Genomic DNA, 19,399 nt, shown 5'->3' with positions numbered 1-19,399 from the left:
ATACCCCACAGCCCCTAAAAAGGGCCAGTCAGTTGCTTAACTGACTGGCATTACAACGCAGGTTGCCCTTTTTCGTGTTTGCCCCCTCTCCCGCCGGGAGAGGGCTGTAGCCCGGCGCAGGCATTCATGCGGCATCAGGCCGCAGAAGGCCTATCCCTGCTCGCCCATCATCTCTTTCACCAGCTCCACGCAGCGCAGGAAGCGGGCATCGTAGTCGGCCTCTTTCACATGCACAAAATCTATCTCGTTCTCCTTGAGCAACGACACCAGCAGCGTCTGAAACTCTTTGCGGTCCACCGAGCTGCCAAGGCTACGCAAACCATCGGCCACCCACGGCGTGTTGTTTTCCAGCAGGATGACCAGGTCAAAACGATACTCGTCGATCAGCGCCTGCACAAAGGGATGTTCCCGCCCTTCGTACTTGAGACAGAACGCCTGGGTGCTGACAAAGTCCGTGTCGATGAACGCCACCTTGTTGGCATACTTCACCGCGAAATCAATATACTGCGCGTGGCCGAGGGCAATCTTGTCGTAGTCGGAATATTGCAGCGCCATCTCATCGCCGCCGAGATGCGAAAAGACGTAGTCGCGGCCATACTCCCAGGCGCTGGTGGTATTAAAGATATTGGATAGCTTATTCACCAGCGTCGACTTACCGCTCGATTCACCGCCCAGGATCGCCACGGTGCGCACGAAAAACGGCTTCACTTCGGTAGGAATATATTCCCAATAGCGGAACGGGTTTTCACGAATCTGCCCGCCGCTGATGTTCATAAAGGTGCGTTTAGGATCGATGAGTACGGTTTCAATTCCCAGATGATCCAGATACTGCGGCGCGTCGCCCTCTTCCGAGGTGTAGATCCAGTTCGGCTCAATGCCCTTCTCGTTCATAAAGGCGCGGATCCCGCGGCTCCAGACGTCCCAGCCGTGCGGATAAGGTTCCATCCCCTCTTCATTGAAGGCGTGGATGCGGATATTTTTCTGGTACTTGAAGGTCTGCAGCAGCCAGCGCAGGCGATCGGGCACGGTCGGCTGCTGCGACATCGCGCTCTTTTCAAACAGCTCGCGGTCGCGGGGATCGTCGTAGCCCATAATGATGTGCAGCTCATCGACCTGGCTACAGGCGCGCTGAATCAAATAGATGTGTCCGGTATGCAGCGGGTAAAACTTACCAAATACCACGCCAACGCTTTTTTGCCGACGCGGAAACTCCAGCCCGAGAAACCGGTGCAGCGCTTCCAGCTTCTGCGCGCTGGGGCTTTTAATTTTCGCGTTCAGCAGCTGGCTCAGATAGCCTTTTGTCATCCCGCTGGCGTCAGCTACCTGCTGTAGCGTACACCCCTTCTGCTTTATGGCGCTTTTTAAATAGTCAAATGACGACATCGCGAGTCTCCTTTTAACTTATTATAAGTCGTCAAAGACGCTAAGTGCGTCCGCAAGCTTTTTCACGCCAAAGATTTGCATCCCTTCCGGCACTTTTTTCGGCACATTGGCTGCCGGAACAATCGCCCGACGAAAACCATGCTTAGCCGCTTCTGAAATACGCTCCTGGCCGCTCGGCACCGGGCGAATCTCGCCTGCCAGACCCACCTCGCCGAAAACCACCAGGTCCTGGGGCAGCGGACGGTCGCGCAGGCTGGAAACCATCGCCAGCAGCAGCGCCAGATCGGCGCTGGTTTCGGTGACCTTCACCCCACCAACCACGTTGACGAAGACGTCCTGGTCGGCCATCTGCAGACCGCCGTGACGATGCAGAACCGCCAGCAGGATCGCCAAACGGTTCTGCTCCAGCCCCACCGCCACGCGGCGCGGGTTGGACATCATCGAGTGATCGACCAGCGCCTGGATCTCCACCAGCAGCGGTCGCGTGCCTTCCCAGACCACCATCACCGAACTGCCGGAAGTCACTTCGTCACCGCGGCTCAGAAAGATAGCCGAGGGGTTGCTCACTTCACGTAGCCCCTGCTCGGTCATGGCGAATACGCCCAGCTCGTTGACCGCGCCGAAGCGGTTTTTATGGCTGCGCAGGGTGCGGAAACGAGAATCGGCGTCGCCGTCGAGCAGCACGGAGCAGTCGATACAGTGCTCCAGCACTTTCGGCCCGGCCAGCGAGCCGTCTTTGGTCACGTGACCGACCATGACGATAGCCACGCCGCGCGTCTTGGCAAAGCGCGTTAAATAGGCCGCCGTTTCGCGCACCTGGGCCACGCTGCCCGGCGACGACTGTACGTCGGCCATATGCATCACCTGGATGGAGTCGATAACCATCAGCTGCGGCTTTTCTTCATCGGCAATCTGGCAAATCTGCTCAATGCTGGTTTCTGACAGCATATTGAGGTTAGCCGTCGGCAGGCCTAAACGGTGAGCGCGCATCGCCACCTGCTGAAGCGACTCTTCCCCGGTGACGTAGAGCGTTTTCATACCTTCGGCGAGCTTACACAGGGTTTGCAGCAGCAGCGTCGACTTACCCGCGCCGGGGTTGCCGCCGATCAGAATCGCGCTCCCCGGCACCACGCCGCCGCCGAGCACGCGGTCAAACTCTTTAAAGCCGGTCGAAAAGCGCGGCAGCGCTTCGAGGCTGATATCGGAGAGCTTCTGCACTTTCGATACGCCGGCATTACCGGCATATCCTGACAGACGTTCGTTTCTTGCCACCTGGGGCGAAGCGGCAATGCGCATCTCGGTTATGGTATTCCAGGCATGACAGGCGCTGCACTGCCCCTGCCAGCGCGGATAATCCGCACCGCATTCATTACAGACAAATGCGCGTTTTGGAGCTTTCGCCACGTTAACCTCTTACTTTTGATTCATGCTGCCGGAGAGAATACAGAATACCCCCATCAGGTCAGCGTGGCGGATTGTCACTTCCGCCAGTTCATTAACTTTGGGCTTAGCATGATAGGCGATGCCGAGCCCTGCCGCTTTAATCATCGGCAGATCGTTTGCGCCATCGCCAATGGCGACGGTTTGCGCCGGCGGGATCTCATACTTTTCCGCCAGTTTACGCAGCGTATTGGCTTTATATTTCGCATCGACGATATCGCCGATAACGTTGCCGGTCAGCTTACCGTCCATGATCTCCAGTTCGTTGGCGACCACCGCGTCGAGATGCAGCTTGTCGCGCAGATACTCGGCAAAGAAGGTGAAGCCGCCGGAGGCGATCGCCACTTTCCAGCCGAGCGTTTCCAGCTTCAGCACCAGCTGGGTCAGGCCCGGCATCAGCGGCAGCGTTTCCCGCACCTGCAGCAGAATATTGGCATCGGCATCTTTCAGCGTCGCCACCCGCTGGCGCAGGCTGGCGGTAAAATCAAGTTCGCCGCGCATCGCGCGCTCGGTCACTTCAGAGACCAGCTCGCCGGTACCGGCCAGTTTGGCGATTTCATCAATGCACTCAATCTGAATCGCCGTCGAGTCCATATCCATGACCAGCAGCCCCGGCGTACGTAAATGCGGGATTTTACCCAGCGGCGCGACGTCAAAACCGGCCTCATGGGCCAGACGGGTCGCCCGTAGCGTTAAAGAACCAGCCAGCCGAATCACCTGATAGTCGTCAACCGCCCAGGAGGCAACAATCACCAGGGCCGCCCCCAGTTCTCGCTGCCACTCGGTCAGGCGACGCTTGTTAAGACCGCGACCATACAGCAGCCAGCCGCTGCGTCCGGCGTGATAATCCAACGGCATGACCTCATCACCGCTCAGGGAAAGCGGCAATCCAGGCCACTGGGAAACATCTTCAGGCAGGTCGCACCAGGTCAAACTGTTTGGCATCACGGCTCCACATAACTTCATTCAGGCGAGGAAAATAACGCATGAGGCTACCTTGTAACCAGCGCTTCTGGCAACATTAAGCTGCAAATTTTCAAAGGTGGAATATGGTACGCGCAAAACTTAAATTCCGGCTGCATCGCGCGGTGATTGTTCTGATCTGTCTCGCGCTCCTCGTCGCCCTGATGCAGGGGGCCTCATGGTTCAGCCAGAACAGCCAGAAGCAGCGCAATCCGCAGCTGGAAGAACTGGCCCGCACGCTCGCCCAGCAGGTCACGCTCAACCTGGCGCCGCTGATGCGTAGCGAAACGCCCGACGAAAAGCGGATTAGCCAGCTGCTGGAGCAGCTTACCCATAAAAGCCGGATCCTCGACGCCGGCGTATATGACGAACAGGGCGACCTGGTGGCGCGTTCCGGCGAAAGCGTCGAGGTACGCGATCGGCTGGCGCTGGACGGTAAAAAAGCCGGCGGCTACTTCAACCAGCAAATCGTCGAACCTGTTCAGGGTAAAAACGGCCCGCTCGGCTACCTGCGCCTGACGCTGGATACCCATACCCTGGCCACCGAAGCGCAGCAGGTCGATAATACCACCAATATCCTGCGTCTGATGCTGCTGCTATCTCTGGCCATCGGCGTCGTCCTGACGCGCACCCTGCTGCAGGGTAAACGTACCCGCTGGCAGCAATCGCCTTTCCTGCTCACCGCCAATAAGCCGGTGCAGGATGAAGATAAAGATGAATCAGAATAAGGAAATCGCCATGTCAACGCTGCGCCTGCTGCTCTCCGACTCTTACGACCCCTGGTTCAATCTGGCGGTTGAGGAGTCTATTTTTCGCCAGATGCCCGCGACTCAACGGGTGCTGTTTCTGTGGCGCAATGCCGATACGGTGGTCATTGGCCGCGCGCAGAACCCGTGGAAAGAGTGCAACACCCGACGTATGGAAGAAGATAACGTGCGCCTGGCCCGTCGCAGCAGCGGCGGCGGCGCGGTATTCCACGATCTGGGCAATACCTGCTTTACCTTTATGGCCGGCAAACCGGAGTACGATAAAACCGTTTCCACAAATATCGTGCTGACGGCGCTGAATGCGCTGGGCGTAGCGGCGGAAGCCTCGGGCCGCAACGATCTGGTGGTCAAAACCGCCGAAGGCGACCGCAAGGTCTCCGGTTCCGCCTATCGCGAAACGATGGATCGCGGCTTTCACCACGGTACGCTGCTGCTGAACGCCGATTTAAGCCGCCTGGCCAACTACCTCAATCCCGATAAGAAGAAGCTGCAGGCCAAAGGCATTACCTCCGTGCGCGGACGGGTAGCCAATCTGGTCGAGCTGCTGCCGGGCATTACCCATCAGCAGGTTTGCGAGGCGATTCAGGAGGCGTTCTTCGCCCATTACGGCGAGCGCGTGGATGCCGAAGTGATCTCTCCGGAGAAAATGCCGGACCTGCCGAATTTTGCCGCGACCTTTGCCCGCCAGAGCAGCTGGGAGTGGAATTTTGGCCAGGCCCCGGCCTTCAGCCATCTGCTGGATGAACGTTTTACCTGGGGCGGCGTAGAGCTCCATTTCGACGTCGAAAAAGGCCATATCACGCGCACGCAGATTTTTACCGATAGCCTCAACCCGGCGCCGCTGGAAGCGCTGGCCGCCAGGCTACAGGGATGCCTCTACCGCGCGGATATGCTGCAGCAGGAGTGCGATGCATTACTCGTGGATTTCCCGGAGCAGGAGAAAGCGCTGCGGGAGCTCTCGGCATGGATTGCCGGCGCGGTACGCTAACGTGCGGTCACCCCGCCCTCTCCCATAGGGAGAGGGCGGAAGAGATGATTACTCTTTATCGCCCAGCAGAACGGATTCCAGCGCGATTTTAATCATGTCGTTGAAGGTCGTCTGACGTTCAGCGGAGCTGGTCTGCTCGTGGGTACGGATGTGGTCGGAGACCGTGCAGATGGTCAGCGCTTTCGCACCAAATTCCGCCGCGACGCCGTAGATGCCGGCCGCTTCCATTTCCACGCCCAGGATGCCGTATTTTTCCATCACGTCGAACATTTCGCCGCCGTCCGGCGCATAGAACAGGTCAGCGGAGAAAATGTTGCCCACGCGAGCGTCAACGCCCAGCGCTTTTGCCGCGTCAACCGCGTTACGCACCATGCCAAAGTCGGCAATCGCCGCAAAGTCGTGGTCCTTAAAACGCATACGGTTAACTTTAGAGTCGGTGCAGGCACCCATGCCGATAACCACGTCGCGCAGCTTAACGTCCATACGCACCGCGCCGCAGGAGCCGACGCGAATGATTTTTTTGACGCCGAAGTCGGTGATCAGCTCTTTTGCGTAAATGGAGCAGGACGGGATCCCCATGCCGTGACCCATAACGGAAATTTTGCGGTCTTTGTAGGTACCGGTGAAGCCCAGCATACCGCGCACGTTATTCACTTCGCGGACATCTTCAAGGAACGTTTCTGCAATGTGCTTCGCGCGCAGCGGGTCGCCAGGCATCAGCACAACGTCAGCGAAATCGCCCATTTCTGCGTTAATGTGTGGAGTAGCCATCGTTAAATCCTTCTGAATGTTTTACCTGATGGCGGCTATGCCTAATCAGGTCGACAAAAAAGGCCCGGCGAGCGAGGCTCACCGGGCAAATAATCACAGCATGTTTTTGCCGTATTCCATCGGAGACGTACCGAAGTACGTTGCCAGGGTCTGGCCGATATCGGCGAAGGTTTCGCGGTGACCCAGCGAACCCGGCTTCACTTTCGGGCCATAGATCAGCACCGGAATGTGCTCGCGGGTATGGTCGGTACCGGTCCAGGTCGGGTCGCAGCCGTGGTCGGCGGTCAGGATCAGAATGTCATCTTCCCCGACCAGTTCCATCAGCTCCGGCAGACGGCGGTCGAACAGCTCCAGCCCTGCGGCATAGCCTGCAACGTCGCGGCGGTGGCCCCAGGAAGAGTCGAAGTCCACGAAGTTGGTGAAGACGATGGTCTCGTCTCCCGCTTCTTTCATCTCTTTGATGGTGGCGTCAAACAGCGCATCCAGGCCGGTCGCCTTCACCTTTTTGGTTATACCGCAGTTGGCGTAGATATCGGCGATTTTACCCACCGATACAACCTGGCCCTTTTTCTCGTCGACCAGCTTCTGCAGCACCGTCGGCGCCGGCGGCTCAACGGCCAAATCGTGGCGGTTACCGGTGCGCTGGAAGTTGCCGGCTTTGTCGCCGATAAACGGACGCGCGATAACGCGACCGATGTTGTAGCCGCCTTCGGTCAGCTCTTCACGCGCGATTTCACACAGCTCGTACAGCTTATCGAGACCAAAGGTCTCTTCATGACAGGCAATCTGGAATACCGAGTCAGCGGAGGTATAGAAAATCGGCTTGCCGGTTTTCATATGCTCTTCGCCCAGCTGGTCGAGGATAACGGTACCGGAAGAGTGGCAGTTGCCGAGGTAGCCCGGCAGGTTTGCGCGCTTAACCAGTTTATCCAGAAGTTCCTGCGGGAAGCTGTTTTCATGCTCGGGGAAGTAGCCCCAGTCAAACAGAACCGGCACGCCGGCGATTTCCCAGTGGCCTGACGGGGTGTCTTTACCGGAAGAGAGCTCATGCGCCCATGCGTAGGCGCCGATAACGTCCGCGCTGCCGTCCATACCGGCGGCAATTTTACCGGTAGAACCCTCATGGGCTTTAACCAGCCCCAGACGGGTCAGATTCGGTAGATTGAGCGGGCCATTGCGGCCGTTGTCAGCCTCGCCTTTGGCACAGGCTTCTGCAATATGGCCCATGGTGTCTGAACCGACGTCGCCAAAGCGATCGGCGTCTTCAGTCGCACCGATGCCGAATGAGTCCAGCACCATAATAAATGCACGTTTCATATTATTCTCCGTACCTTTTGCGCTGCAAAAAAGCGATCAGATCAGTATATAACTATTCGGTGATACGACGATAGACCGTCGGCGTCATTTCAGGCGCTTTATCGTCAAGTTTAATGGCCGCTTTCACGGCTTTGGCCGCTTCCTGCCAGCTGTTTTCATCTTTAGCATGGATAACCGCCAGCGGCTGCTGCGCGTCGATACGCGCGCCGAGGCGAACCACGTCGGTGAAACCGACGCTGTAATCAATCAGATCCGATGCCTGACGGCGACCGCCGCCCATTGACACCACCGCCATGCCCAGCGCGCGGGTATCCATTTCGGCGACAAACCCTTCGCCTTCGGCATAGACGGCTTTGCTCAGCATCGCGGCCGGCAGATACTTATCGTAGTTTTCCACGAAGTCGTTCGGCCCTTTTTGCGCCGCCACCATCCGGCCGAAGACTTCTGCGGCTTTACCGTTATCCAGCACCGCCTGTAGCTTCGCCCGCGCGTCGGCGTCATTCTGCGCCAGCTTGCCGGAAATCAGCATCTCGACGCACAGCGCCATCGTCACCTCAAGCAGCCGCGGATTGCGGTACTCGCCGGTGAGGAACTGCACGGCTTCACGCACTTCCACCGCATTACCGGCGCTGGAAGCCAGCACCTGGTTCATATCGGTTAACAGCGCGGTCGTCCGCACGCCGGCGCCGTTGGATACCCCGACGATCGCTTCGGCCAGCGCGGCGGAAAGCTCATAAGTAGGCATAAAGGCGCCGCTGCCGACTTTGACATCCATCACCAGCGCGTCCAGGCCTTCCGCCAGCTTCTTGGCGAGAATGGAGGCGGTGATCAGCGGGATAGAGTCCACCGTTGCGGTGATATCGCGCGTGGCGTAAAAACGTTTGTCCGCCGGTGCCAGAGAGCTGGTCTGCCCGATAATCGCGACGCCGACATCTTTAATGATTTCACGGAAGCGGCTATCGTCCGGGAAAATATCGAACCCAGGAATCGCTTCCAGCTTGTCGAGCGTACCGCCGGTGTGCCCGAGACCGCGCCCCGAGATCATCGGGACATAGCCGCCGCAGGCCGCGACCATCGGCCCCAGCATCAGCGAGGTCACATCGCCTACGCCGCCGGTAGAGTGTTTATCGACGATCGGGCCATTGAGGTTAAGACTCTTCCAGTCGAGAACGGTCCCTGAATCCCGCATCGCCATGGTCAGCGAAACGCGTTCCGGCATAGACATATCGTGGAAAAAAATGGTCATCGCCAGCGCGGCGATCTGCCCTTCTGAGATGGTGTTGTCGCGGATGCCGTTGATGAAAAAACGAATCTCTTCATCGCTCAGCGCATGACCATCACGTTTTTTACGAATAATTTCTTGTGCGAGAAACAAGATAACCTCCCGAGGAAAGAGTCAAAGACCAACCACAGGCCGGACAGCATCCGGCCTTGAGGTCAGGCAAATTACGTATTAGTAGCTGCTGGCGCTCTTACCATCGCCGTGACCCAGCGCTTTCAGCAGGCTTGCCAGCAGGCTGGAAGCGCCAAAGCGGTAGTGACGAGAGTCGGCCCAGTCGGCACCGAACAGTTCATCGGCAATAGCGAGGAACTTTTGCGCGTCTTCTGCGCTACGCACGCCGCCCGCCGGTTTGAAGCCGACGCTCTGCTGAACGCCCATATCGCGGATGACTTCCAGCATGATGCGCGCGCTTTCCGGGGTCGCATTGACCGGAACTTTACCGGTAGACGTTTTGATAAAATCGGCACCGGCTTTGATGGCGATTTCAGATGCTTTACGAATCAGCGCTTCTTCTTTCAGCTCACCGGTTTCGATAATCACTTTCAGCAGCACGTTTGCCGCCGCGCAGGCTTCTTTACAGGCTTTCACCAGGTCAAAACCCACCTGTTCGTTGCCGGCAATCAGCGCGCGGTAAGGGAATACGACGTCAACTTCGTCTGCGCCGTAAGCTATCGCCGCGCGGGTTTCCGCCAGCGCAATAGCAATATCATCGTTACCGTGCGGGAAATTGGTCACCGTCGCGATCCGGATATCCGGAGTACCCTGCTCGTTCAGCGTTTTACGCGCGATCGGGATAAAGCGCGGGTAGATGCATACTGCGGCAGTATTCCCTACCGGTGTTTTGGCCTGGTGGCACAGCGCGATCACTTTTTCATTGGTGTCGTCATCGTTCAGGGTGGTCAGGTCCATCAGTTTCAACGCGCGCAGGCTGCTTGCCGTTAAATCAGTCATTTCATACTCCGACGGCGTATTGCCGTATTAAAGTTTGTTCACCTTGCGAGTCTGTTACTATTGTAACATCCCCTCGCCGTTACACTTCGATATACATCACAGTTAATGAAAACTAATTACTAATTTGCATTACTGTAGAGTGATATGAATCACATAATAAATCCCTGTGCATGCCCCCCGAAGGCCAGACTCTCTTTAAGCATAATCAGGAATCTCAGTGTCGAGGCAATGTTATTATTGTAACATACCCACGCGGTCAACCTCGATATCAGCGCGGACATTTTGTGCGAAAAAATGCCAGATGCATCATGAGTGATTGATAAACAGATAATTATTAAATGATAGGATTTTAACACACAGATGAGAGATCCCCGCGGCGGCGGTGCCGCGGGGTAGGGTCGTGATTAACGACGGCGCTATAGCGCGAGGAAGACGCCCGCTATCGTGGCGCTCATCAGGTTAGACAGCGTCCCCGCCGCCACGGCCCGCATGCCCAGCTGGGCAATTTCCTGGCGACGATTAGGCGCCATGCCGCCCAGTCCGCCAATCAGAATCGCAATGGATGACAGATTGGCAAAACCGCACAGGGCAAACGAGATGATGGCCTTGGTGTGGGTTGAAATCACCTGCAAACCGGCGGCTGCGACCTCGGCGTCGGCTTTCAGGTATTCACCGAAATTCATGTAGGCCACAAACTCGTTGATAATCAGCTTCTGGCCGATAAACGAGCCGGCAACGGTGGCCTCATTCCACGGAACGCCAATCACCCACGCCAGCGGTGAGAAGACCCAGCCGAGGATCATTTGCAGCGACAGGTCTGGATGGTTAAACCAGCCGCCCACGCCGGAGAGAATACCGTTAACCAGGGCAATCAGCGCGATAAACGCCAGCAGCATCGCCCCGACGTTAAGCGCCAGCTGCATCCCGGAAGCCGCGCCGGACGCGGCGGCATCCAGCACGTTCGCCGGCGCCTGCGGATCGGCGTCGTTTTTGTCCATCGCCGGGTTGTCCCGGGGCTGCTCGGTTTCGGGCACGATAATCTTCGCGAACAGCAGGCCGCCCGGCGCCGCCATAAACGAAGCGGCAATCAGGTATTCCAGCGGTACGCCCATCTGCGCGTAACCGGCCAGAACGGAGCCCGCAACCGAGGCCAGGCCCCCGCACATCACGGCGAAGAGCTCGGAACGGGTCATGGTGGCGATATATGGACGCACCACCAGCGGCGCTTCGGTCTGGCCAACGAAGATGTTCGCCGTGGCAGAGAGCGATTCCGTGCGCGAGGTTTTCAGTACCGCGCGCAGCGCCCCGCCGAGAATGCGGATAACAAACTGCATGATGCCGAGGTAATAAAGCACGGCGATCAGCGATGAGAAGAAGACGATGACCGGCAGGACGCGCAGGGCAAAAACAAACCCGCCGCCGCCGAAGACTTCAAACATCTTGTCGGAAACCAGCCCGCCAAAGATAAAGCCGATCCCTTCATTGCCGTAAGCAATGACGTTGGCAACGCCGTTCGACATGGCCAGCAGCGCGGTGCGCCCGGCCGGCACGTAGAGAATTAACGCGCCGATCCCCACCTGGATAATCCAGGCGCCGAGGACGGTACGCAGGTTGATGGCTTTTCGATTACTGGAGAGGAGCACAGCGATGGCTAACAGCACCACCATGCCGATAAGTCCCATAATAATTTGCATACAGAGTCCCTGTGTATTGAGAGTTCAGCCTTAAAACCCCGCGATTATAACGGCATGAAACCATCATGCTAATTTCAGCTCACACATTTTAAGCAAAACAATGAGATAAAAAGGCAGGAATGAGACACAGGTCACTCAGCAAAGCGCTACGGAAGCGCAAAAAGCGCATTTGTATTATCAATCAGGATATTCGCTATCTCTTCCGCGGGCTCAGAGCGTAGCTCACATAAGGTGGAGAAGACGCGAGCCACCCGTTCTGGCCTGTTCGGCTGCCCCTGGAAACCGTTCAACGGCATATCCGGCGCATCGGTCTCCAGCAGCAGCGCCGAAAGCGGCAGCTGCGCGATCACATCGCGGGTCTTACTGGCGCGCGGATAGGTAATGGTGCCGCCAACGCCAATCTTGTAGCCCAGCTGCACAAACCGCTCCGCCTGCTGAAGGCTACCGGCAAAACCATGCACTACGCCGGTTCGCGGTAAAGCGTGCTTTTTCAGCAGCATCGCCAGCTTGTCGTGAGTGCGTCTGGAGTGGAGGATCGCCGGCAAATCGTAGCGTTTCGCCAGCCGCATCTGCGCCTCAAATACAGAAACCTGACGTGCAAATTGCGGATCTTCCCGATAGAGATCGAGACCGATCTCCCCAACCGCGACCAGCTTAGCGTCGCGTTTCGCCAGGCAGGCTTCAAGCCGTTCAAGACTCTCTGCGCTATGCCGTTCAATCGCTATCGGATGGAGGCCTAAGGCGGCGTAGAGCGCATCATATTTCTCCGCCAGCGCTAACACGCGGGCGAAGTTATCCGCTTCTGTCGCAGGTACCACGATCTGCGTCACGCCAGCCTCCGTCGCCCGGGCAATGCTGGCGCTTTCGTCGCCGGTGAAAGGGGGAAAATCGAAATGGCAGTGGGTATCAATAAATCGTAGGGTCACGCCAGGTCCTCATTTTCAAAGCTGGCATCATTGGCCTGCACCGCCGCGATGACCGGCGCCTGAGGGATCTCATTGGCCACCGGCGCTGGCGGAATAACGACCGTTTTCGGTACCGCAATACGCGGCGCATGGCGCAGCAGCGGCGGTCTGTCGGCCAGCAGTTTACCGACGGTAGCGAGAAAGTAGCGCCCGCACTGGCGTCCGGTCTTGTAGTCCTCCAGCAACGCCGGAAGACGGCTGCCTAACGCCATACTCCTCAACGGCTTCTGCGGATAAATTTCCAGAATTCTCAGCTTACCCGGCGGTTTTTCAATGAACTCTTGCGTGGAGCGATAGGTGGTTTCGTGATGCTGCACCAGATTCACAAACGGCTGCAGACTACTTTCGCCAAGCCAGCGCTCCATCCGTTTAAACCACTGCGGCGTGTAGTACATCTGGGACGGAACGGTGCGGATCACTACGATGGTTTGCGCCCCTCGGCGGGCCGCTTCCTGTACGGGGATCGCATCGCTGACGCCGCCGTCAAGATAGCTCACGCCATCCAGCAGCACGCCGCTGCGGTAAAAACCGGGAATGGCGCTGGAGGCGCGAATCAGGTCAAGCCAGGTCTGCTGAGTGGGGGAAAAGTAGTTTGGCGTGTAATCATCGCCGCGACAGGCGCACATCCAGAACTCTTTTCCCTGAGCAAAACAATCTTCAGCATAGGCCATCGCCAGCGGCATCTTTTTCGAGGTGGTGTCGACCAGCCAGTCAAGATCGATAAGATTCCCGCCGCGCACAAAACGCATCGGGTCGAAAAACTCGCGGGCGGTGGTGTAGCGGGTGATCACTTTGCGGGCATAGCCGGGCTGGTTGCACAGATAGGCCGAGAGATTTTGCGCCCCGGCAGAGGTACCGAACATCATGTCGAACGGGTTGAATCCCGCGCGCATAAATTCGTCCAGTACCCCGGCGGTAAAAATCCCTCTCTGCCCCCCGCCTTCGCACACCAGTGCGAGCCTGCCCGGCTGGAAGGGTTTAACAGATAACGGCGTAATGTTGCCCAACGTAACGGGAATTCGCTGCCCCACCCTGCTTTCCTGTCTGGCTTATTATAAAAACAAAGGTAACGCAATTTTTAACGCCCTGAAACTGAGAAAGCCAGTCACATTGACTGGCTTTATGTAAGACGGTATTTCACGCGTTAACGTCTAGGGACGCCGACGGCCGGTGAACAGGCTGACCAGGAACAGGATAATACCGACAACGAAGACAATTTTCGCAGCCCAGGCAGCGGTACCCGCCAGGCCACCAAAGCCCAGAGCGGCGGCAATTAACGCGATCACCAGAAAAATAATGCCCCATCTAAACATACGTCTCTCCTTACCATAGTTAATGACGGTCGATTTTCTGCGCACTCAGGCCGCGCATACACAACCCTGTGGTGCTACACATCCTGCGGAAAGACCGCAGAATAAATTTTTTTAGTGAATAGATTTATTTGACGCTAAGGTCATTCTTCACGCTTTTAACGCCGGAAACGGCTTTCGCAATACCTTCCGCCCGCTCCGACTGCTTACTGGACTCTACCGTACCGGATAAATGTACAACGCCATCGGTGGTCTCAACCTTCACGTTACGCGACGGAACGATATCGTCAGCCAGTAATTTCGCTTTGATCTCGCTGGTCACCGCCGTGTCGCCGGCGTAGCCCTTCAGCGAAGCAGATTTTTCGTTCTGTACGCTAAGCTTGTCGTTAACGGAGGTCACGCCTTCAACCGCTTTCGCTACGCTAAGCGCCTGCTTATGCTGCTCTGAACTGTCAACCGTACCGCTTAACGTGACGACTTTGTTTTCAGTTTTCACAGAGATATCGGTGCTGCGAATATCTTTATGATCGATCAGCGCCGCTTTCACCCTGGCGGTGATGGTGCTGTCGTCCATAAAATTCCCGACTTTGTTCATCGAATTATCAACGGCTTGCCCGGCATTGCTTGCTGCAGATTTTGCGCTATCTGCGGTCGAGTTTTCCGCATACGCCGAAGCGCTGATTATTGCTGAGCCCAGGAAGAGGGCCAGGAGTGTCTTGCCGCTCTTAAGTTTTGTCATCGTTGTTCCTCGTTATATCTAAGCAGGTAAAGCAAAATAAGTAGTCTATTAAGCCAGGATTCCAAAAATTACTTATTAAATGTAGTAGATACGCGGAAGAGTGCGGCATGAACGGGTAAAAAAGCGCGCAAAACGGTAAGAATTAAGAACTTTCCAGAAAGGGCAATCCGAGGGGAAAATGGCGTGGAGCGCGGCGAAAACCGCGCTCCGGAGAGGATTAGTGCTCGCGGGTTTTACGGAACTGGACGTCAGGGTAACGTTCCTGCGTCAGGTTCAGGTTAACCATGGTCGGGGCGATATAAGTCAGGTTATCGCCGCCATCCAGCGCCAGCTGAATTTCGTTCTTACGCTTAAACTCTTCGAATTTCTTCGCGTCGCTGCATTCCACCCAGCGTGCGGTCGCGACGTTGACGGACTCGTAAATCGCCTCAACGTTGTACTCGCTCTTCAGGCGAGCAACAACCACATCAAACTGCAGCACGCCCACCGCGCCAACGATCAGATCGTTATTGGCGATCGGACGGAACACCTGCACCGCCCCCTCTTCAGAAAGCTGAACCAGCCCTTTCAGCAGCTGTTTCTGCTTGAGCGGATCTTTCAGGCGAATGCGGCGGAACAGTTCCGGGGCAAAGTTCGGGATACCGGTGAACTTCATCATTTCACCCTGGGTGAAGGTATCGCCAATCTGAATGGTGCCGTGGTTATGCAGACCCAGGATATCGCCCGGATACGCCTCTTCCACATGCGAACGGTCGCCGGCCATAAAGGTCAGCGCGTCGGAGATCACCACGTCCTTGCCGATACGCACCTGGCGCATCTTCATACCCTTCTCGTACTTACCGGAAACCACGCGCATAAAGGCCACGCGGTCGCGGTGTTTCGGGTCCATGTTGGCCTGAATTTTAAAGACGAAGCCGGTGAACTTCTCCTCCGCGGCCTCCACGGTGCGGGTGTCGGTTTTGCGCGGCATCGGCGCGGGCGCCCACTCCACTAAACCGTCCAGCATATGATCGACGCCAAAGTTACCCAGCGCGGTGCCGAAGAATACCGGCGTAATTTCGCCCGCCAGGAACAGCTCTTTATCGAATTCGTTAGACGCGCCCTGCACCAGCTCCAGCTCATCGCGCAGCTGCTGCGCCAGGTCTTCACCCACCGCGGCATCAAGCTCCGGGTTATCCAGCCCCTTCACGATGCGCACTTCCTGGATGGTGTGGCCTTTACCGGTCTGATACAGGTAGGTTTCATCTTTATAAAGATGGTAAACGCCCTTGAACAGTTTGCCGCAGCCAATCGGCCAGGTGATCGGCGCGCAGCCGATTTTCAGCTCGTTTTCCACTTCATCCAGCAGCTCCATCGGATCGCGGATGTCGCGGTCGAGTTTGTTCATGAACGTCAGGATCGGCGTATCGCGCAGACGGGTGACTTCCATCAGCTTACGGGTACGATCCTCGACGCCTTTCGCGGCATCGATAACCATCAGGCAGCAGTCCACCGCCGTCAGGGTACGGTAGGTATCCTCGGAGAAGTCTTCGTGGCCCGGGGTATCCAGCAGGTTAACCAGGCAGTCGTGATACGGGAACTGCATCACGGACGTGGTGATGGAGATACCGCGCTGCTTCTCCATCTCCATCCAGTCAGATTTCGCATGCTGGCTGGAGCCGCGACCTTTCACCGTTCCGGCGGTCTGAATAGCCTGTCCGAATAACAGTACCTTTTCAGTAATGGTCGTTTTACCGGCATCCGGGTGAGAAATAATGGCAAAAGTGCGGCGCTTGGCCACCTCCTGCAAATAAGGAGACAACGTCATAATTCAATCTTCTTAGTAAACGCGGCAACGCGCCGCGCATGTTGAATACGAAAAAATTGCGGCTATTTTACCCATCAATGGGGGGGAGGCAATCAGTGTTTACACAGGAGTTGCTCCAGTTCGCTTAAAGAGGTGACCGTCCAGTCCGCGCGGAGGTCCGCGGGCAGTTCGCGCTGATGGGGGTTGAACCAGCAGGTCGCCAGGCCGGCATTCACGCCGCCGCGAATATCCGATTCCGCCGTATCGCCAACCATCAGCACCCGCGAACGATCGGGATTGCCCGCCTGCGCCAGCGCATAGTCGAAAATACGCGCATCCGGCTTAGCCACCCCAACCTCTTCGGAAATAATGAGCAAATCAAAGTGATCGCGCAGTCCGGTACGTTCAAGACGCGTCTGCTGCAGTGAGGTAAAACCGTTGGTGATGATGCCCATTTTTACCTTCCCCTGCAGCGAATCAAGCAGCGATACCGCTCCCGGCAGCGGCGAGCAGATCTCCGCCATCGCGTTCATAAACGCGGCGTTCAGCTCGCCGGGAGGGACGTTCAGGCGTTCCGCCCAACCGTCAAAGCGCTGATGCTGCAGCTGAAGAGAGGTAATGGCGCCGTTTTGATAATCCACCCATAGCGGCTTATTCACGGCCTGGTAGTCCTGAAAATCCTCTGCGGAGAACGTCACGCTATAGTCGAGAAACATCCGCTGTAGGCCGCTAAATGAGTCAAACGTAAATAACGTTTCGTCGGCATCAAAGAAAATCCAGTCCCACTTCATCGTATCACCTTGTCTTACATACTGATTGGCAGTGCCATTATGATGGCGTCCTCACGTCCGTCGACCGTGGGGTAATAGTTGCGGCGAATCGTCGCCTCGTTAAAGCCTAAGCTTTCATAGAGCGCGATGGCGGCGACGTTAGACGCGCGCACCTCCAGCCACAGCGTGACGACGCCGCGTTTTTCAACTTCATCAATCACCCGTTCCAGCAGCGCCCTGCCCAGACCGCGACGCTGGAAAGCGGGGTCGACGGCAATATTGAACAGCGTCGCTTCGTCGAGCACGATTTGCGTAATGGCAAAGGCCGCCATCACGCCGTCCACGGACAGTTGAAGATTCAGATAGCGCTCGCCCTGATTACTGGCAAACGTCTGTTCGCTCCACGGAAAAGCGTGGGCGCGCGTTTCAATTTGCCAGGCGCGGGGCAAATCAGCCGGGTTGAGGGTAGAAATCGTGTTCATGTGCGCAAATCTGTTGCCAGAGCGCCATGCGAGCAGGCGTGCTGGTCTGAAGTTCATCGAAAGCGGGCGTGGAAAGCTGTGCGCCCGCCAGCAGCAGCGGCGCGTCGGTGCCCAGCCGCCAGCTATTACAGCGTGCGTCCTGAGGCAGCATCGCAACGCGTTCAGGCGTCAGCTGCATCACCTGCTCCGGCATCAGGGCCAGCGCGCGCAGAATATCGCTGATTAGCGGTTCGGTCAGCGATGGCGGTTCTTCCGCCACCATCACCAGACGAATGTGTCCAGGAAGCGAGATAGCGATTTCACCCTGTAACGCCCCAGGACGACGTAGCGACCACTGGGTGATGCCCAGCTGCTGTAATTGCCAGTCTCGTCGGGATGTCATAGCGAAACACTCCTGTTAATTAAGCGCGCAATATAGCAAATCCGTCGTATCTGCGCCAACAAACTACGCGGCGGTCGGAGCGCATCCCGCCGCCAACAAAGAGGCAGGCCGAAAGATAACGTGTATAATCGGCGCCAGTCTTAATGAAGGAGTGTTTCATGTCCGCTTTTACCCCGGCAAGTGAAGTCTTGCTGCGCCACAGTGATGATTTCGAGTCCGCCCGCGTTCTGTTTGCCGGTGACCTGCAGGATGACCTGCCCGCTCGTCTGGATACGGCCGCCAGCCGCGCCCATACCCAGCAGTTTCACCACTGGCAGGTACTGAGCCGCCAGATGGGTGAAAACGCCCGTTTTAGTCTGGTCGCGGAAGCCAGCGATGTTGCCGATTGCGATACGCTGATCTACTACTGGCCAAAAAACAAACCCGAAGCGCAGTTTCAGCTGATGAACCTGCTGTCCCTGCTGCCGGTCGGTATTGATATTTTCGTGGTTGGCGAGAACCGCAGCGGCGTGCGCAGCGCCGAGCAGATGCTGGCGGAATATGCGCCGCTGACTAAAGTCGACAGCGCGCGCCGCTGTGGGCTGTATCACGGTCGTCTGGAAAAACAGCCCGCGTTCAATGCAGAACAGTACTGGGGCGAGTATTCGCTGGATAATCTGACGATTAAAACGCTGCCGGGCGTCTTCAGCCGCGATGGCCTGGATGTCGGTAGCCAGCTGCTGCTTTCCACGCTGACGCCGCATACCAAAGGTAAAGTGCTTGATGTCGGCTGCGGCGCCGGCGTGCTGGCAACCGTGCTGGCCAGCCACTCGCCTAAAGTCCGCCTCTCGTTGTGCGACGTCAGCGCCCCGGCAGTTGAAGCCAGTCGCGCCACGCTGGCCGCTAACGGCATCGAAGGGGAAGTGTTCGCCAGCAACGTGTTCTCTGAAGTGAACGGCCGCTTCGACATGATTATCTCCAACCCGCCTTTCCACGATGGTCTACAGACCAGCCTGGAGGCCGCGCAAACGCTGATTCGCGGCGCCGTTCGTCATTTGAACAGCGGCGGCGAGCTGCGCATCGTCGCTAACGCCTTCCTGCCCTATCCGAACGTGCTGGATGAGATCTTCGGCTTCCATGAAGTAATTGCCCAAACGGGCCGCTTTAAGGTCTATCGGACGGTGATGACCCGTCAGGCGAAGAAATAATCCTGCGTTTTTTCGGCGCCAGCAGACGCTGGTCGCCGATGTTTTTCCTCTCTGACCGTCCATTTTTGCAACAATCAATCCAACTGATACAATTAACTATTGACGAATAGCTGAAAACCACTAGAATGCGCCTCCGTGGTAACGATACTTTCATAGTGTCGATGGTATGCGAAGGTGGCGGAATTGGTAGACGCGCTAGCTTCAGGTGTTAGTGTCCTTACG

At 57.0% G+C, this 19,399-nt stretch carries 19 protein-coding genes; 3 read left to right on the top strand and 16 right to left on the bottom strand.

All coding sequences use genetic code 11. From position 1 onward, the window contains the following. Nucleotides 1-150: 150 nt before the first annotated feature. From nadR to serB, 3 genes are read right to left on the bottom strand one after another with little or no spacing between them, the layout of a single operon-like run. Nucleotides 151-1,383: a multifunctional transcriptional regulator/nicotinamide-nucleotide adenylyltransferase/ribosylnicotinamide kinase NadR gene (gene nadR / locus ABLU88_RS15680; RefSeq protein WP_004098414.1), complete on the bottom strand. Its 1,233-nt coding sequence runs from the start codon at nucleotides 1,381-1,383 to the stop codon at nucleotides 151-153. A gap of 21 nt (nucleotides 1,384-1,404) precedes the next feature. Beyond that, nucleotides 1,405-2,787, bottom strand: coding sequence for a DNA repair protein RadA (gene radA / locus ABLU88_RS15675; RefSeq protein WP_004098408.1), 1,383 nt, complete (start codon nucleotides 2,785-2,787; stop codon nucleotides 1,405-1,407). A 9-nt stretch (nucleotides 2,788-2,796) separates the two neighbouring features. Beyond that, nucleotides 2,797-3,768: a phosphoserine phosphatase gene (serB, locus tag ABLU88_RS15670; RefSeq protein ID WP_014227836.1), complete on the bottom strand. Its 972-nt coding sequence runs from the start codon at nucleotides 3,766-3,768 to the stop codon at nucleotides 2,797-2,799. Nucleotides 3,769-3,872: 104 nt separating this feature from the next. On the opposite strand from serB, the gene ABLU88_RS15665 reads away from it, so the two are divergent. Next, complete coding sequence (locus tag ABLU88_RS15665; RefSeq protein ID WP_185219627.1) at nucleotides 3,873-4,514, top strand: YtjB family periplasmic protein; 642 nt, start codon at nucleotides 3,873-3,875, stop codon at nucleotides 4,512-4,514. Nucleotides 4,515-4,524: 10 nt separating this feature from the next. Further along, complete coding sequence (gene lplA, locus ABLU88_RS15660) at nucleotides 4,525-5,541, top strand: lipoate--protein ligase LplA (RefSeq protein WP_348837009.1); 1,017 nt, start codon at nucleotides 4,525-4,527, stop codon at nucleotides 5,539-5,541. A gap of 48 nt (nucleotides 5,542-5,589) precedes the next feature. Here the strand turns inward: lplA and deoD are convergent, their stop codons facing one another. The 13 genes from deoD to ABLU88_RS15595 all read right to left on the bottom strand — a co-directional run bounded on the left by deoD (nucleotide 5,590) and on the right by ABLU88_RS15595 (nucleotide 17,990). After that, nucleotides 5,590-6,312 (bottom strand): purine-nucleoside phosphorylase, encoded by a 723-nt coding sequence (deoD, locus tag ABLU88_RS15655; protein ID WP_049082607.1) that lies wholly within the window; start codon nucleotides 6,310-6,312, stop codon nucleotides 5,590-5,592. Nucleotides 6,313-6,405: 93 nt separating this feature from the next. Next, nucleotides 6,406-7,629 carry a phosphopentomutase gene (gene deoB / locus ABLU88_RS15650; RefSeq protein WP_014227833.1) on the bottom strand — a complete coding sequence of 408 codons (1,224 nt, stop codon included), beginning with the start codon at nucleotides 7,627-7,629 and terminating at the stop codon, nucleotides 6,406-6,408. 52 nt (nucleotides 7,630-7,681) lie between these two features. Continuing rightward, nucleotides 7,682-9,004 (bottom strand): thymidine phosphorylase, encoded by a 1,323-nt coding sequence (deoA, locus tag ABLU88_RS15645; protein ID WP_014227832.1) that lies wholly within the window; start codon nucleotides 9,002-9,004, stop codon nucleotides 7,682-7,684. Between the two features lie 78 nt (nucleotides 9,005-9,082). Then, nucleotides 9,083-9,862, bottom strand: coding sequence for a deoxyribose-phosphate aldolase (deoC, locus tag ABLU88_RS15640; protein ID WP_014837351.1), 780 nt, complete (start codon nucleotides 9,860-9,862; stop codon nucleotides 9,083-9,085). Nucleotides 9,863-10,278: 416 nt separating this feature from the next. Then, nucleotides 10,279-11,556, bottom strand: coding sequence for a NupC/NupG family nucleoside CNT transporter (locus ABLU88_RS15635; RefSeq protein ID WP_014837350.1), 1,278 nt, complete (start codon nucleotides 11,554-11,556; stop codon nucleotides 10,279-10,281). A gap of 146 nt (nucleotides 11,557-11,702) precedes the next feature. Then, nucleotides 11,703-12,482: a metal-dependent hydrolase gene (locus tag ABLU88_RS15630; RefSeq protein ID WP_049082608.1), complete on the bottom strand. Its 780-nt coding sequence runs from the start codon at nucleotides 12,480-12,482 to the stop codon at nucleotides 11,703-11,705. Continuing rightward, nucleotides 12,479-13,552: a patatin family protein gene (locus tag ABLU88_RS15625; protein ID WP_032747842.1), complete on the bottom strand. Its 1,074-nt coding sequence runs from the start codon at nucleotides 13,550-13,552 to the stop codon at nucleotides 12,479-12,481. The genes ABLU88_RS15630 and ABLU88_RS15625 overlap by 4 nt, the downstream gene beginning before the upstream one ends. 120 nt (nucleotides 13,553-13,672) lie before the next feature. Further along, nucleotides 13,673-13,834, bottom strand: a complete 162-nt coding sequence (locus ABLU88_RS15620) for a DUF1328 domain-containing protein (protein ID WP_003856556.1) — start codon at nucleotides 13,832-13,834, stop codon at nucleotides 13,673-13,675. Nucleotides 13,835-13,958: 124 nt separating this feature from the next. Next, nucleotides 13,959-14,570: a molecular chaperone OsmY gene (gene osmY / locus ABLU88_RS15615; RefSeq protein WP_014227828.1), complete on the bottom strand. Its 612-nt coding sequence runs from the start codon at nucleotides 14,568-14,570 to the stop codon at nucleotides 13,959-13,961. Between the two features lie 217 nt (nucleotides 14,571-14,787). Beyond that, nucleotides 14,788-16,377: a peptide chain release factor 3 gene (gene prfC, locus ABLU88_RS15610; protein ID WP_004098388.1), complete on the bottom strand. Its 1,590-nt coding sequence runs from the start codon at nucleotides 16,375-16,377 to the stop codon at nucleotides 14,788-14,790. Nucleotides 16,378-16,469: 92 nt separating this feature from the next. Then, nucleotides 16,470-17,147 (bottom strand): pyrimidine 5'-nucleotidase, encoded by a 678-nt coding sequence (gene yjjG / locus ABLU88_RS15605; RefSeq protein WP_004098385.1) that lies wholly within the window; start codon nucleotides 17,145-17,147, stop codon nucleotides 16,470-16,472. A 14-nt stretch (nucleotides 17,148-17,161) separates the two neighbouring features. Then, nucleotides 17,162-17,608 carry a ribosomal protein S18-alanine N-acetyltransferase gene (gene rimI / locus ABLU88_RS15600; protein WP_004098383.1) on the bottom strand — a complete coding sequence of 149 codons (447 nt, stop codon included), beginning with the start codon at nucleotides 17,606-17,608 and terminating at the stop codon, nucleotides 17,162-17,164. Then, nucleotides 17,577-17,990, bottom strand: coding sequence for a DNA polymerase III subunit psi (locus tag ABLU88_RS15595; RefSeq protein WP_014837349.1), 414 nt, complete (start codon nucleotides 17,988-17,990; stop codon nucleotides 17,577-17,579). The genes rimI and ABLU88_RS15595 overlap by 32 nt, the downstream gene beginning before the upstream one ends. A 158-nt stretch (nucleotides 17,991-18,148) precedes the next feature. On the opposite strand from ABLU88_RS15595, the gene rsmC reads away from it, so the two are divergent. Continuing rightward, nucleotides 18,149-19,177 (top strand): 16S rRNA (guanine(1207)-N(2))-methyltransferase RsmC, encoded by a 1,029-nt coding sequence (gene rsmC, locus ABLU88_RS15590; RefSeq protein ID WP_049082611.1) that lies wholly within the window; start codon nucleotides 18,149-18,151, stop codon nucleotides 19,175-19,177. Nucleotides 19,178-19,399: the final 222 nt, after the last annotated feature.

This window comes from Klebsiella sp. GW_Kp182, from assembly GCF_040062275.1.
Taxonomy (GTDB): domain Bacteria; phylum Pseudomonadota; class Gammaproteobacteria; order Enterobacterales; family Enterobacteriaceae; genus Klebsiella; species Klebsiella michiganensis.
The sequence above is the reverse complement of the archived record's forward strand: the minus strand, read 5'-3'. Positions and strand labels throughout refer to the sequence as shown.

Coding starts and splice junctions, on each gene's coding strand:
- nadR (WP_004098414.1), bottom strand. CDS start 1,383: ATGTCGTCATTTGACTATTTAAAAAGCGCCATAAAGCAGAAGGGGTGT.
- serB (WP_014227836.1), bottom strand. CDS start 3,768: ATGCCAAACAGTTTGACCTGGTGCGACCTGCCTGAAGATGTTTCCCAG.
- ABLU88_RS15665 (WP_185219627.1), top strand. CDS start 3,873: ATGGTACGCGCAAAACTTAAATTCCGGCTGCATCGCGCGGTGATTGTT.
- lplA (WP_348837009.1), top strand. CDS start 4,525: ATGTCAACGCTGCGCCTGCTGCTCTCCGACTCTTACGACCCCTGGTTC.
- deoD (WP_049082607.1), bottom strand. CDS start 6,312: ATGGCTACTCCACACATTAACGCAGAAATGGGCGATTTCGCTGACGTT.
- deoB (WP_014227833.1), bottom strand. CDS start 7,629: ATGAAACGTGCATTTATTATGGTGCTGGACTCATTCGGCATCGGTGCG.
- deoC (WP_014837351.1), bottom strand. CDS start 9,862: ATGACTGATTTAACGGCAAGCAGCCTGCGCGCGTTGAAACTGATGGAC.
- ABLU88_RS15635 (WP_014837350.1), bottom strand. CDS start 11,556: ATGCAAATTATTATGGGACTTATCGGCATGGTGGTGCTGTTAGCCATC.
- ABLU88_RS15620 (WP_003856556.1), bottom strand. CDS start 13,834: ATGTTTAGATGGGGCATTATTTTTCTGGTGATCGCGTTAATTGCCGCC.
- osmY (WP_014227828.1), bottom strand. CDS start 14,570: ATGACAAAACTTAAGAGCGGCAAGACACTCCTGGCCCTCTTCCTGGGC.
- prfC (WP_004098388.1), bottom strand. CDS start 16,377: ATGACGTTGTCTCCTTATTTGCAGGAGGTGGCCAAGCGCCGCACTTTT.
- yjjG (WP_004098385.1), bottom strand. CDS start 17,147: ATGAAGTGGGACTGGATTTTCTTTGATGCCGACGAAACGTTATTTACG.
- rimI (WP_004098383.1), bottom strand. CDS start 17,608: ATGAACACGATTTCTACCCTCAACCCGGCTGATTTGCCCCGCGCCTGG.
- ABLU88_RS15595 (WP_014837349.1), bottom strand. CDS start 17,990: ATGACATCCCGACGAGACTGGCAATTACAGCAGCTGGGCATCACCCAG.
- rsmC (WP_049082611.1), top strand. CDS start 18,149: ATGTCCGCTTTTACCCCGGCAAGTGAAGTCTTGCTGCGCCACAGTGAT.